The sequence below is a fragment of the Hydrogenophaga sp. genome, from assembly GCF_018780385.1.
In the GTDB taxonomy this organism is placed as follows: Bacteria; Pseudomonadota; Gammaproteobacteria; order Burkholderiales; family Burkholderiaceae_C; genus Hydrogenophaga.
Window position 1 is genome coordinate 15,990 of sequence record NZ_JADMJO010000060.1, and the last position, 12,643, is coordinate 28,632.

Here is a 12,643-nt window from a genome sequence, read left to right on the forward strand (position 1 = left end):
TCGGCTTGCGCTTTAGATCGAGATGCCGCCGCCGCAGATCAGCGTCTGGCCGCTTACGTAGTTCGACTCGGGAATACACAGCAGATAGACCGATCCGGCCGCTTCCTCGGGCGTGCCGCCGCGACCCAGCGGAATGGTGCGCTCCATCATTTCCAGCAGATCGGGGTTGACGCCGACCTTGATCTTTTGGCCCTGGATGTCAATGGATGCGTCGCCGCTGGCCGAAGCTTCGGTCAGCCGCGTTTTGATCATGCCAAAAGCGACGGCGTTGACGTTCACCTTGTAACGCCCCCACTCCTTGGAGAGCGCCTTGGTCAGGCCAATGATGCCGGCCTTGCCCGCTGAGTAGTTAGCCTGGCCGGCGTTGCCGCCGGTGCCGGCGATAGACGAGATGTTGACCACCTTGCGGAACACCTCCTGCCCGGCTTCGGCTTCCTTGCGCGAGGCGACGCGAATGAACTCTGCGGCAGCGCGCAAAATCTTGAACGGCGCGGTCAGATGCACGTCGATGATCGCGTTCCATTGCTCGTCCGTCATCTTCTGAACCACGTTGTCCCAGGTGTAGCCGGCGTTGTTGATGATGATGTCCAGGCCGCCGAAGCTGTCAATCGCGGTCTTGACGAAGCGATCAGCAAAATCGCCGGCAGTGACGCTGCCCACGCAGGCCACGGCCATGCCGCCTGCCTTCTTGATGTCGGCCACGGTCTGCTCTGCTGGAGCTGCGTCGAGGTCGTTGACCACGACCTTGGCGCCTTCGATGGCCAACTTCATGGCGATCGCACGGCCGATGCCGCGGCCCGAACCTGAAACGATGGCCACTTTGCCTTCGAGTTTTTTCATGATGTGTGTCCTTGTTTTTGATGAAAAGGAAATGAAAGGGAAAAGAATAAGGAGCCGGGCTGCCAAACGGCGGTCTCAGCCTCTCAGTTCAGGGCAACCAGCGCCTCGCCGGACAGCGTGATTTCGCCTGTCGCTTTCGTAGCGCTGATTTGAACGCGCACGCAGGGTCGGCCTGCATGCTCAATCTGTTCAAGCACCTTGCCGGTGCAGCGCACGCGGTCGCCGAGATGGGTCAGGGCCGCGAAGCGCACGCCATAGCTGAGGATCTGGCGCTGTGGCACCCATTCGGTGAGCGCACGCCCGAGGTATGCCATCGACAGCATGCCGTGCGCGAACACATCCTTCATCCCCGCACCGCAGGCGAAGTCGATGTCGATGTGGATCGGGTTGTGGTCGCCCGATGCACCTGCGAACAGTGCCAGGGTGGTGCGGCTGATGGGCGGCAATTCCAGCACGGGCATGTCGTCACCGACACCCATGATTTTTACTTGAGCGTTCATGAATAGGCCTTCAGGCGTGGCGCACGACGATCACCGAGTGCAGGTCAGAGACATGCTCGCCGAGCTGATTGGTGACCTTCGTGTCGTTGACGACAAACTCGAGCGCGCCGCCCTTCTTGTCGTAGATGTCGGCGACCCGGGTCTGAAAACGCAGCGTGTCGCCAGCGCACACCGGGGCGTGGTAGTCGAAGCGCTGCTCACCGTGCAAGACCTCCCGCAGATCGATCTTGAGCGTGTCGAGCAACGTCATCAACACCCCCGAATCGCTCTCGGCGCCAAAGATGAAAGTCGGTGGCGCCACGACGTCGCGGTAGCCAGCGGCCTTGGCGGCAGTCGTGTCGAAGTAGATCGGGTCGGTGGCACCGATCACCTGGGCGAAAAAGCGGATGCGGCCCTTCTCCACATCCCACAGCGTGGGCGGCACCTCGTAGCCGATGAATTGCTTGTCAATCATGGGACTCCAGCTCCTGGTCTTCTGCGCCTGTGCTCAGGCGGCCTGGTAAAGCGTGACAACACAAGCGCCGCCCAGCCCGAGGTTGTGCTGCAAGGCCACACGTGCGCCTTGAACTTGGCGTTTGTCCGCCGTGCCGCGCAGTTGGTGAGTCAGCTCATAACATTGCGCCAGGCCGGTGGCGCCCAGAGGGTGCCCTTTCGACAACAGGCCGCCCGACGGGTTGGTCACAACCTTGCCGCCATAGGTGTTGTCGCCGTCCAGCACAAACTTTTCCGCACCGCCTGGCGGGCACAGGCCCAGCGCCTCATAGGTGATCAACTCGTTCTGTGCAAAGCAGTCGTGCAGCTCAACCACGTTCACGTCCTGCGGGCCGATGCCGGCTTGCTGATAGACCTTTTGCGCCGCATCGCGCGCCATATCGAAGCCGACCACGCGCATCATGTCGTGCGACTCGAAGGTACTGGGAAAATCGGTTGCCATCGCCTGGGCGACAATGGAAACGCGAGTGTCGAGCCCGTGCTTCTTGGCGAAGGCTTCGGAGCAGATCACCGCAGCAGCGGCGCCGCAGGTCGGTGGGCAAGCCATCAGGCGGGTCATCACGCCCTCCCACAGCACAGGTGCGTTCATCACGTCGTCGACCGAGACCTCCTTGCGGAACAGCGCCAGAGGGTTGTTCGCAGCATGACGGCTGGCCTTGGCGCGAATGCTGGCAAAGGTCTCCAGTTTGGTGCCGTACTTGTCCATGTGCGCCTTGCCGGCACCGCCGAAGTAACGAATAGCCAACGGAATTTCCGGGCGCCCGACGAGTTCGGCGGTGGCCCGGTCAAACTCCTCGAACGGCGTCGGCCTGTCCTCGAACTGGGCCTTGATGGCACCTGCGGCCATCTGCTCGAAGCCCAGGGCCAGAACACACTCGACGGCACCACTTTCGACTGCCTGGCGCGCCAGAAACAGCGCCGTCGAACCGGTGGAGCAGTTGTTGTTGACGTTGACGATGGGGATGCCGCTCATGCCCACCGGGTAGAGCGCCCGCTGGCCGCAGGTGGAATCGCCATACACATAGCCGACATAGGCTTGCTGGATCATGGCGTACTCAACGCGCGCATCGGCAAGGGCCTGGCGCACTGCCCTCTCTCCCATCACGTGATAGGGTTCACTGGCGCCCGGTTTGGTGAACGGGACCATCCCGACACCGGCAACAACGACTTTCTGGTTCATCGCACTAACTCCTTGGGTTGAAATATTTCGGACGCCGACACTGAGAGGCCATCGGCCTCAACCGCCCTTGGCCTCATCGGCGTACTCGGTCTTGAGACCCCGCTTGAGGATCTTGTTGGCCACACTGATTGGCAGCGAGCTGCGAAAGTGGATCCGCTTCGGCGCCTTGAAGCCGGGCAGGCGGCCACGACAGAACTCGATCAGTTCGGCCTCGGTCACCACGGTTCCTGGCCTGGCGATGACGGTGGCCGTCACGGCCTCGCCCCAGTGCTCGTCGGGCAGCCCGAACTCGGCGCACTGCATCGCGCCTGTGTGGGCGCCCAGGACGCTTTCGACCTCCCGGCAATAAACGTTCTCTCTGCCTGTCTTGATCCATGTCCTTCTTGCGGTCGGCGAAGAAGTAGTTGCCGGCCGCGTCCCGGAACAGGATGTCGCCGGTATGGAACCAGCCGTCGCGGAACACACGGCGGTTGGCCTCGTCGTTCTTGTAGTAGCCATTCATGATGACCGGGCCGCGCACGATCTGCTCGCCCGATTCACCGTCGGCTACGTCCTTGCCTTCATCGTTGATTAGACGCACGTCGGCGGCCACCGAGGCGACGCAGCCGACCCAGCGGCCTTCCTCGTCGGGCATCTGCTCCCAACCGTCCACGCAGCCACCGGTCAGCAAAGAGGCTGTCAATTCGCTGAACCCCTGCACCGAAAAGAAGCGCGACGGCGCCGCCGCCTGCTTCCATCCATCGATCATTGACTTGAGGATCGTCGAGGCCCAAGTGCCCAGCTTGGTCGCGCAGCGAAGATCCGACGCGCCGAAGTTGGGGCACGACAGCATCGCCACACACAGCGTCGGAGGCAACACCACGACGCTGAGCCGGTGATGCGCGACGAGGTCGATCATCTGCACCTGTTGCGGCACCTGCGTCATCACCATCGTGACCTGGTTGGCCAAGGCGTAGATGGAGAACAGATAGCCGGCGACGTGAATGAGCGGCAGGTGCATCAGCAGGCGGTCGTCCTGGACCAGACCGAAGTTCCATGCCCAGGCCAGTTGGGAGGCACAAAAGTTGGCATGCGAAGTCAGAACACCCTTCGGCGACGACTCGGTACCGCTGGTGAAAAATATCGTGGCAACGTCGTCGCTATCGACGAGGACCTGGGGTTCGTCGGCGGGTCCCGAGGCCAGTTCGGCAAACGCCAGCCAGCCGGCAGGCGCCGCCTTGCCAGACACCCTGAGCTGAACCAACTGCTCAACACAAACCTTCTTGCCCGGCACGGCGTCGACGTTGCCCTGCAAGGCATCCTCGGCGAAGAACCACTTGGCCTCGGCGAACTCGATGAGGCGCTGCACGTCCGCCGGCTGCAGCATGAAGTTCACCGGCACCAACCAGGTGCCGATCTTGTGCAGCGCATAGCCCAGCGCCAGGAAGGGCACATTGTTGCGCGACAGCGCGGCCATGCGGTCACCTCTCTTGATGCCATGCCGCAGCAGGTTGTTCGCAACGGTATTGACCATCGCGTTCAGTTGCGCATAGCTGTGGGTCTTCGCGGCGCCATCGGTGATGTAGAAGATGATCGCAGGCTCGTCCCCAGCGGCCTTCGCCGCGCGGCGAAGGTTGTCGCCCACGTTCTGGCGGCGCAGCAGGTTCATCTCGAGTACGTGGGTCAAGGCTGTCTCGTTAGGTTGAAGCTCGTTTGACGCTGATGAATGGTCGCGTTGCGAGCGGCACGACCCGATAGGTCTCACGGGTGAATGCGTCACGGACGGCCACCGTCAATGAATACGCACCAATTCCGTCCCCCATGTACGCCGCCTCCAGTTCTGGCACTCCAAGTGAGTGTCAGTGATGAATCCTACCTAACGCTTGACAGTTTTGCAATGCCCAATTAAATTGGGGTAAGCCCAAAGAGATCTCGTCCGCGCAGCTTTGGTGCGCGCCGCGGCCCGTTGACCCAACCCACGCATTGATAGGCATCCCTATATGGCCGCCACTCGCAGTTTTGCTCTCTCCGCCGACGACCGCGCCGTACTCGAAGCCGCCGACAAGTTCGCGCGCAAGGAATTCGTGCCACTCGCGCGCCGCATGGACGACGAGGAGTGGTGGCCGTCGGATATCTTCCAGAAAATTGGCAAAGCTGGCTTCATGGGGGCCACCGTGCCTGCCGAGCATGGCGGCGCGGGTATGGACCTGTTCAGCTCGGGCCTGATCTGCCAAGCCTTTGCACGCTGGAACCCCGCCATCGCCTTGTCCTGGGCGGCGCACGACAACCTGTGCGTCAACAACATCTTCCGCAACGCCAACGAGGCGCAGCGCCGCCAATACCTGCCCGATCTGTGCAACGGCACAAAAATCGGCGCGCTCGGCCTGACCGAACCCGGCGCCGGCTCGGATGCGCTGGGCGCCATGCGCACCAGCGCGCGCCGCGAGGGCGATCACTACATCCTCAACGGCACCAAGATCTACATCACCAACGGCCCGGTGGCCGATGTGCTGTTGGTTTACGCCAAGACCGCGCCGGAGTTAGGTGCCAAGGGCATTTCAGCCTTCATCGTCGAGAATAATTTCCCCGGCTTCAAGGTGGCTCAAAAACTCATCAAGATGGGTTTTCGCGGCAGCCAGACCGGCGAGCTGGTGTTCGACAACTGCCGCGTGCCGGCAGCCAACCTGGTGGGCAAGGAAAACGAAGGCGTCAAAATCGTCATGAGCGGGCTCGATCTGGAGCGCGCGCTGGTGGCTGGCTTATGCGTGGGCATCTGCGAACGTGCACTCGAATTGAGCGTCGAGTACGCCAGGACGCGCGTGCAGTTCGGCAAGCCCATCGGCAGCTTCCAGATGGTGCAGGCCATGCTGGCCGAGATGTACACCGAGATCGAAGCCATGAAAACCCTGGTCTGGCGCACCCTGGCCGAGGTCAATGATCTGGAGGTGGGCGGCGGAGGCCGCGGCGATGTGCACAAGCTCACCGCAGCGTCCATCCTCTACGCTGGCGAAGCCTGCAACCGGGTGCTCAACAAGGCCGTGCAAGTGCATGGCGGTAGCGGCTACATCTGGGAGTCCGAAATCAACCGGCTGTTCCGTTGCATCAAGATCCTCGAGATCGGTGCAGGCACATCCGAGGTGCGCAAGATGATCATCGCCGAAGAGCTGCTGCGCGGTTGATTCCCAGACCCGCATGGCAAGCGCAGCTGACCACCACACAAACAAGCAGGCCTTGAAGATGCAACCCTCGTTGACCATCCGCTTTGAGCAACGTGGTGCCGTGGCGTGGATCACGCTGAATCGGCCCGATGCGATGAATGCGCTGTCGGAGACAATGTGCGCCGAATTGCGCGATGCGACCGCGCATTGCGAGCGTGACCCGACCATCCGCGTCATCGTGCTGACCGGTGCGGGCCGTGCCTTCTGCGCCGGCGCCGACCTCAAAGGCGTGTTCGAGAGCAGCGCTGGCGGCCCCGGCCCGAGCGACCCGATGGGCGAGTTTCTCGATCTCGTCGGCGGCATGATGGATCGGCTGCGCATGTGCCCCAAACCCACCATCGCCGCGCTGAACGGTCTGACGATGGCTGGCGGACTGGAGCTGGCCATGGCCTGCGACCTCATCATCGCCGCCGAAAGTGCCCGCATCGGCGACGCACATGCCAACTTCGGCGTGTTTCCGGGCGCGGGCGGCGCGGCGATCCTGCCACGGCGCATCGGCGCCACCGCCGCCAAATACCTGCTGTTCACCGGCGACACCATGCCCGCACGCGAACTGGTTCCGCTGGGCCTGGTGAACCGTGTTGTGCCGGATGCCGAGCTGGTGTCCGAGGTCGAAAAATTCGCCTTGCGCATCGCCAGTAAAAGCCCGCTGGTGCTGCGCCGCATGAAACAGGCCGTGGCCGACGGGCTGGAGCAGCCACAGGCTTCGGCGCTGCGGCTGGAGCGACTGGTGCTCGACGCGCACCGCCATTCGCACGACATACAAGAGGGCCTCGCGGCTTTCGTCGACAAGCGCACGCCCGATTTCAAGGGCTACTGATTTCACCCACTTGTTCTGAATGGACGCATTTCCATGACCAGCCCGCAAGCCGCCGTCTACGTAGTCGGCGTCGGCATGACGCCGACCGGCAAGTTTATTGACCGCGATATCAAGCAACTGACCGCCGCTGCTGTGAATGCCGCGCTGGCCGATGCCGGACTGTCCATCAGCGACATCCAGTCGGCATACTTTTCTAACGCAACCCAGGGCGCGCTCGAAGGCCAGACCATGATCCGTGGCCAGATTGTGTTGCGTTCGATGGGCTTCGAGTCCATCCCGATCTTCAACATTGAGAACGCCTGCGCCAGTGCCAGCTCGGCTTTCAACCTGGCGGTGCAGTACGTGCGCTCGGGGGCAGGCGAGATCGCGCTGGCCATTGGTGCCGAGAAAATGTTTTGCGCCGACAAAGCCAAAATGTTCAGCGTCTTCGACGGCGCCTGGGACGTGGCCACGGTCGAGGAGAACAAACGCAGGCTGCTGCAAATGGGGCACGGTATTGAGCCGCCGGAAGGGTCCATGTCCAAGGCGCCCTACAGCCTGTTCATGGACATTTACGCCGCCTTTGGTCGCTTTCACATGCGCGAGTTCGGCACCACGCAGCGACAAATTGCCGCCGTGTCGGCCAAGAATCATGGCCATTCGGTGCACAACCCGCTGGCGCAATACCGCAATGCATACACCATTGACGAGGTACTGGCCGCGCCCCCCATCGCCTACCCATTGACGCTGCCGATGTGCGCACCCATCAGCGACGGGGCTGCCGCAGTCGTCGTGTGTTCCGAAGCAGCACTGGCGCGCCTGGCAAAGCGTGGGCGCGCCATCAAGGTGTTGGCATCGGTCATTGCCACCGGCAGCACCCGCCGCCCTGAAGACCTGGATCAACACATCACCGTCAAGGCTGCCAAACAAGCCTACGAACTCGCAGGCGTTGGCCCGCAAGACATTTCGCTGGCCGAGGTCCACGATGCCACCGCCATCGGCGAAATCGTGCAGAGTGAAAACCTTGGCTTCTGTGCGTTCGGCGAAGGCGGGCCGCTCGCCGAGCGCGGCGACACCACGATTGGCGGACGCATCCCGATCAACACCTCGGGCGGACTGGAGTCCAAGGGGCACCCGATCGGCGCCACCGGGCTGGGTCAGTTGCACGAACTGGTCGTGCAGTTGCGCGGCGAAGCGGGGGCCCGCCAAGTGCAAGGGGCCCGCCTTGCCATTGCAGAAAACGGTGGGGGCCTGTTCGGAATTGAAGAAGCCGTGGCCGCCATCACCATTCTCGGTCGCTGAAGGGCAAAAATGATTGTTCACGACAAGGTGGCCATCATCACAGGTGGTGCTTCAGGCCTGGGACGCGCGGTGGCTGATGCGCTCGCCGAAGGCGGCGCGCGGGTGTCATTGTTCGACCGCGACAGCGAGCGTGGTGTACAGGCAGCCACCGAACTGGGTTCTGCCGCCATGTTCGAGCAGGTGGATGTCACCAGTGAGTCACAGGTGCAGGCGGGCATCGACGCAACCCTGGCCCGTTTTGGCGCCATTCACATTTGCATCAACTGCGCTGGCGTGCCCGACGCAGCCAAGACCTTCTCCGATGGAAAACCCTTTCCCCTGGCACTGTGGGACAAGGTGATTGCCGTCAACCTGACCGGCACGTTCAACGTGCTGCGCCTGGCAGCCGTGGCGATGGCGCGCAATGAGCCTGAGGGTGATGAGCGCGGCGTCATCATCAACCTGTCGTCCGGTGCCGCACAGGACGGCCAGATGGGACAGGCGGCCTACGCCGCCAGCAAGGCCGGGGTGATCGGCCTCACGCTGCCGGTGGCACGGGACCTGGCCGATCTGGGCATCCGCTGCGTAGCGGTTGCGCCGGGCTTGTTCGAAACGCCGATGGTCGCGGGCCTGCCAAAGAAGGTCGCACAGGCCATCGTTGACCGCATGATTCTGTTCCCGCGCCGCATGGGTCAAGCCAGCGAGCTGGCCCACCTGGTGCGCTCCATCGTCGAGAACCCCTATATCAATGCGACCTGTTTGCACATTGATGCCGGTGCACGCATGAGCACTCGCTGAACGAGACCGACAACACACCGAGACCAGCACCATGAATTTCCTCCCCACCGAAGAACAGCGCATGGCCGTGGAAGGCTTCACTCGCTTCCTGGAGACCGAACTGCGTCCGATTGTCGAACGCTACCAGCCCGACAAGCTAATTGAAAAAGAGGTGATGCTGGAGATCTTCCAGAAGATGCTGCCCTACGGCATGGGCGGCAACGGCATCATTGCCGAGGAACATGGTGGTCTGGGCATGCCCTGGCTCACCTATGCACTGATGTATGAGCAACTCGCTCGCATTTCCGGCGACGTGGCAATCTCGCTGTTGATTCAGCAGCTCGGCGCCTATTCGCTGGAGGTCTGCACGAACGTGGCCATGCGTGAGAAATATTTGCCACGCATGGTACGCGCCGAAATCATTGCCTGCAGCGGCATCAGCGAGCCCGGGGTCGGCTCCAACGTGGCTGAAGTCACCTGCCGTGCCCAGCGCGATGGCGACCACTACATTGTCACCGGGGAGAAAACCTGGATATCCAACGGCCACTACTCCGACTTTTGCATGGTCATCGTGCGTACCTCACAAGAAGGTTCTGGCGCCATCTCGATGATCTTGGTGGACCGCGCCGAACACGGCTACGAAAGCCGCAACATCGACAAGCTCGGGCTCAACAGCACCTCGACCGCTCAGCTGTTCTTCGATGGCGCGCGCGTGCCGGCCGCCAACATGATGATAGCCCCCGGCACCGGCCTGAAGAACACCATGGTGCTGTTCGAGAAAGCGCGTCCTATGGTCGGTCTTACCTCGGTGGGCATCGCACAGGCGGCGCTCGACAAGGCGGTGGACTATTCGAAGGAACGCCGCCAGCATGGCAAGCCCATCGGCGGCCATCAATTGATCCAGGGCATGCTTGCCGAAGCCGCGACCGAACTCGACGCCGCGCGTCTGCTGGTCTACCGCGCCTTCAACCTGATCGACCACGGCGTGCGCAGCGAGGTGCAAAGCGCCATGGCCAAATGGTACGCGACCGAGATGGCGGTCAATGTCACGTCGAAAGCAGTGCAGATTCACGGCGGCAACGGCATAACCAAAGACTTCGGCGTTGAATTGTTGTTCAGAAACGCACGCATGATGCCGATTCCCGACGGCACCACCGAAATCCAGAAACTCATCATTGGCCGCGCCCTGACCGGTATCAACGCCTTCTCCTAACCCATGACCTCTAACTCCTTGAATAGCCCATCCAGCGAGGCTTCGGTGCTGCAGGCGCGGGACATCACCTTGCGCTTTGGCGGTGTCACCGCGCTGGCCGAGGTCGCCATCGATGTGCGTGACAACGAGCTGCTGGCCATCATTGGGCCCAACGGCGCGGGCAAGAGCTCTTTGATGAACGTGCTCAGCGGCTTCTACCTGCCGCAACAAGGCAGCGTTCACTACCGTGGTCAAGACATCAAAGGCCGCGCGGTGCACCAGATCGCGCGCGAAGGCGTGGTGCGCACTTTTCAGGGCACCCATTTGTTCTCCAACATGAGCGTGATCGACAACATCCTGGTCGGCCGCTACAGCAAGATGCGATCAAATCTGGCGCAGGCATTTCTCTACTTTCCCTGGACCCAGCGTGAAGAAACGCTGCACCGGGAAGCAGTCGAGGAAATCATCGACTTCCTTGAAATTGAGAATATCCGCCACCAGCCGGTAGGCGCGCTCGGCTACGGTCTTCGCAAGCGCGTTGACCTGGGCCGTGCGTTGGCGATGGAACCCAAGGTTCTGTTAATGGATGAACCCATGGCCGGCATGAACACCGAAGAAAAAGAAGATCTGGCCCGTTTCATCATAGACGTGCGCGAGGCCAAGCGCATCCCGGTTGTGCTAGTGGAGCACGACATGGGGGTGGTCATGGATCTGGCAGACCGCGTGGCGGTGCTCGACTTTGGCCGCAAGATCGCCGACGGCACGCCTGCACAAGTGCAGGCCGACCCGGCCGTGATCCAGGCCTACTTGGGAGCAGCGGCATGAGTGCGACCGACCCCGCCCCAGAAGTCGTCATGACCCTGCCGCAGAAGTTGTTCGCCCACGCCCGGGAACATCCACAGTTGCTGGCGCAGCGCGTCAAGCGCAAAGGTATGTGGCGCTGCCATACATGGGCCGACGTGTTTGATCGAACGCGCAGCATTGCGCTTGGCGCGGCGGCGCAGGGCCTGCAGCGTGGCGAAACCGCGATTGTGATCGGCGAGAACGAACCAGAGCACTACTGGGCGCTGTTTGCGGCCCAGTCACTGGGCGTCAAAATCGTATCGGTCTACCCTGACGCCACCGTCGACGAGTTGCACTACCTGTGCGAGGATTCAAAGGCCCGCTTCATCTTCGCGCAGGATCAGGAGCAGGTTGACAAGGCGCTTGCGCTGCTGGAGCGGCTGCCCGACATCCGGGGCATCGCCTACTGGGACAACTCGGGCATGTGGTCGTACCGGCATACGCTGCTGCAATCCTTTGATGACCTGACCGCTGAAGGTCGGCGCCAGCACGAGAGGCACCCGCAGCGCTTCGAACGTGAAGTCAACGCCGGCCAAGCGGACGATTTGGCACTACTGACCTACACCTCCGGCACCACCAGCAAGCCCAAGGGCGTGATGATCAGCCACCGCTGGCTGATGGACAACGCGGTTCGGATGAGGAGCGCGTTGCCGCTGGAAGCCGGCATGGAATATTTGTCTTACACGCCGCTGGCCTGGATCACCGAGCAGTTGCTGGGCGTGACCCTCGGGCTGATCACGCCGCTGGTGGTCAACTTCCCGGAAGGCCCCGACCAGGTCTTGCCCAACGTGCGCGAACTTGCGCCGCACATCGTGCTGTTTGGCCCGCGCCAATGGGAGAACATCGCCGCCACCATCGAGGCGCGCATGCTCGCCGCGAGTTGGATGGCACGCGGCATCTACCGCTGGGGCATCCGCATCGGCCATGACGTGCATGTGGCGCGACTCGAAGGGCGCGCGGCACCGTGGCTGTCGCGCCTGCTGCTGCCTGTGGCCGAGGCGCTGGCCCTGCGCCCGGTGCGCGATCAGTTCGGCTTTATTCGCAGCGATGTCGCGGTTTCAGGCGGCACCGCCATGGCACCCGACGTGTTTCGCTTATTTCACGCCATGGGCGTCCACTTGCGCAATATTTATGGCTGCTCGGAGTTTGGTCTGATTGCTGGCCACCGCGGCGAGCGCTGCGACCTCGAAACCGTGGGCCCGCTACTGGATGTGGACCCTGCCTTCGGCGCGCCGCTGGAATCGCGCATTGAGGACAATGGCGAACTGTTGCTGCGCGGAGGTACCGGCTTTCTCGGCTACTGGGGCAAGCCCGAGAAGACCGCCACCATCCAGCGCGACGGCTGGTACGTCAGCGGTGACGCAGTGCGCAAGACCGAGCGCGGAGAACTTGTCTACCTCGACCGGGTGGAACACTTGGTCAAACTCGCCAGCGGTCACCCGTATCCCCCGCAGTTCATCGAGACCCGGTTGCGCTTTTCGCCCTTTATCAAGGACGTGATGGTGCTGGGCGACGCCACCCGGCCCTGGGTTGGCGCGCTGA

Annotated in this window: 12 protein-coding genes and 1 pseudogene; 7 read left to right on the plus strand and 6 right to left on the minus strand. The window is 62.4% G+C overall.

Features of this window, described 5'->3' with window-relative positions:
• Positions 1–12: 12 nt before the first annotated feature.
• The 6 genes and pseudogenes from IV113_RS18150 to IV113_RS18170 form a co-directional block, all read right to left on the minus strand.
• Positions 13–840 carry an SDR family oxidoreductase gene (locus IV113_RS18150; RefSeq protein ID WP_291087817.1) on the minus strand — a complete coding sequence of 276 codons (828 nt, stop codon included), beginning with the start codon at positions 838–840 and terminating at the stop codon, positions 13–15.
• A gap of 83 nt (positions 841–923) precedes the next feature.
• Complete coding sequence (locus IV113_RS18155) at positions 924–1,340, minus strand: MaoC family dehydratase (protein WP_291087820.1); 417 nt, start codon at positions 1,338–1,340, stop codon at positions 924–926.
• 10 nt (positions 1,341–1,350) lie between these two features.
• Complete coding sequence (locus IV113_RS18160; RefSeq protein WP_291087823.1) at positions 1,351–1,794, minus strand: MaoC family dehydratase N-terminal domain-containing protein; 444 nt, start codon at positions 1,792–1,794, stop codon at positions 1,351–1,353.
• A gap of 33 nt (positions 1,795–1,827) precedes the next feature.
• A complete protein-coding gene (locus IV113_RS18165) occupies positions 1,828–3,012 on the minus strand; it encodes a lipid-transfer protein (RefSeq protein ID WP_291087826.1) in 1,185 nt (394 codons plus the stop codon).
• A gap of 57 nt (positions 3,013–3,069) precedes the next feature.
• On the minus strand, positions 3,070–3,510 hold the full coding sequence (locus IV113_RS26280) for a hypothetical protein (protein WP_363318640.1): 441 nt from the start codon (positions 3,508–3,510) through the stop codon (positions 3,070–3,072).
• Position 3,511: 1 nt separating this feature from the next.
• Positions 3,512–4,660: pseudogene (locus IV113_RS18170) on the minus strand (AMP-binding protein); the annotation flags it as partial.
• A gap of 331 nt (positions 4,661–4,991) precedes the next feature.
• Between IV113_RS18170 and IV113_RS18175 the strand changes: the two are divergent.
• The 7 genes from IV113_RS18175 to IV113_RS18205 all read left to right on the plus strand — a co-directional run.
• Positions 4,992–6,170: an acyl-CoA dehydrogenase family protein gene (locus IV113_RS18175; protein ID WP_291087831.1), complete on the plus strand. Its 1,179-nt coding sequence runs from the start codon at positions 4,992–4,994 to the stop codon at positions 6,168–6,170.
• 58 nt (positions 6,171–6,228) lie between these two features.
• Entirely contained in the window at positions 6,229–7,029 is an 801-nt protein-coding gene (locus tag IV113_RS18180; RefSeq protein WP_056278590.1) for an enoyl-CoA hydratase/isomerase family protein, read from the plus strand.
• A 33-nt stretch (positions 7,030–7,062) separates the two neighbouring features.
• A complete protein-coding gene (locus IV113_RS18185; protein ID WP_056278322.1) occupies positions 7,063–8,310 on the plus strand; it encodes a thiolase family protein in 1,248 nt (415 codons plus the stop codon).
• Positions 8,311–8,319: 9 nt separating this feature from the next.
• Complete coding sequence (locus IV113_RS18190; RefSeq protein ID WP_056278319.1) at positions 8,320–9,087, plus strand: SDR family NAD(P)-dependent oxidoreductase; 768 nt, start codon at positions 8,320–8,322, stop codon at positions 9,085–9,087.
• A 31-nt stretch (positions 9,088–9,118) separates the two neighbouring features.
• The gene (locus tag IV113_RS18195; RefSeq protein WP_291087835.1) at positions 9,119–10,279 is read left to right on the plus strand and encodes an acyl-CoA dehydrogenase family protein; all 1,161 of its coding nucleotides are present in this window, start codon (positions 9,119–9,121) and stop codon (positions 10,277–10,279) included.
• A gap of 3 nt (positions 10,280–10,282) precedes the next feature.
• On the plus strand, positions 10,283–11,083 hold the full coding sequence (locus IV113_RS18200) for an ABC transporter ATP-binding protein (protein WP_291087838.1): 801 nt from the start codon (positions 10,283–10,285) through the stop codon (positions 11,081–11,083).
• On the plus strand, positions 11,080–12,643 hold a 1,564-nt coding region (locus IV113_RS18205), incomplete at its 3' end, for an AMP-binding protein (protein WP_291087841.1). The genes IV113_RS18200 and IV113_RS18205, both read left to right, overlap by 4 nt.

Excerpts from the sequence above, each read along its gene's own strand:
- IV113_RS18200 (WP_291087838.1), top strand. The coding sequence starts at position 10,283 with ATGACCTCTAACTCCTTGAATAGCCCATCCAGCGAGGCTTCGGTGCTG.
- IV113_RS18190 (WP_056278319.1), top strand. The coding sequence starts at position 8,320 with ATGATTGTTCACGACAAGGTGGCCATCATCACAGGTGGTGCTTCAGGC.
- IV113_RS18180 (WP_056278590.1), top strand. The coding sequence starts at position 6,229 with ATGCAACCCTCGTTGACCATCCGCTTTGAGCAACGTGGTGCCGTGGCG.
- IV113_RS18150 (WP_291087817.1), bottom strand. The coding sequence starts at position 840 with ATGAAAAAACTCGAAGGCAAAGTGGCCATCGTTTCAGGTTCGGGCCGC.
- IV113_RS18160 (WP_291087823.1), bottom strand. The coding sequence starts at position 1,794 with ATGATTGACAAGCAATTCATCGGCTACGAGGTGCCGCCCACGCTGTGG.
- IV113_RS18165 (WP_291087826.1), bottom strand. The coding sequence starts at position 3,012 with ATGAACCAGAAAGTCGTTGTTGCCGGTGTCGGGATGGTCCCGTTCACC.
- IV113_RS18185 (WP_056278322.1), top strand. The coding sequence starts at position 7,063 with ATGACCAGCCCGCAAGCCGCCGTCTACGTAGTCGGCGTCGGCATGACG.
- IV113_RS18155 (WP_291087820.1), bottom strand. The coding sequence starts at position 1,340 with ATGAACGCTCAAGTAAAAATCATGGGTGTCGGTGACGACATGCCCGTG.
- IV113_RS18175 (WP_291087831.1), top strand. The coding sequence starts at position 4,992 with ATGGCCGCCACTCGCAGTTTTGCTCTCTCCGCCGACGACCGCGCCGTA.
- IV113_RS18195 (WP_291087835.1), top strand. The coding sequence starts at position 9,119 with ATGAATTTCCTCCCCACCGAAGAACAGCGCATGGCCGTGGAAGGCTTC.
- IV113_RS26280 (WP_363318640.1), bottom strand. The coding sequence starts at position 3,510 with ATGGCTACTACAAGAACGACGAGGCCAACCGCCGTGTGTTCCGCGACG.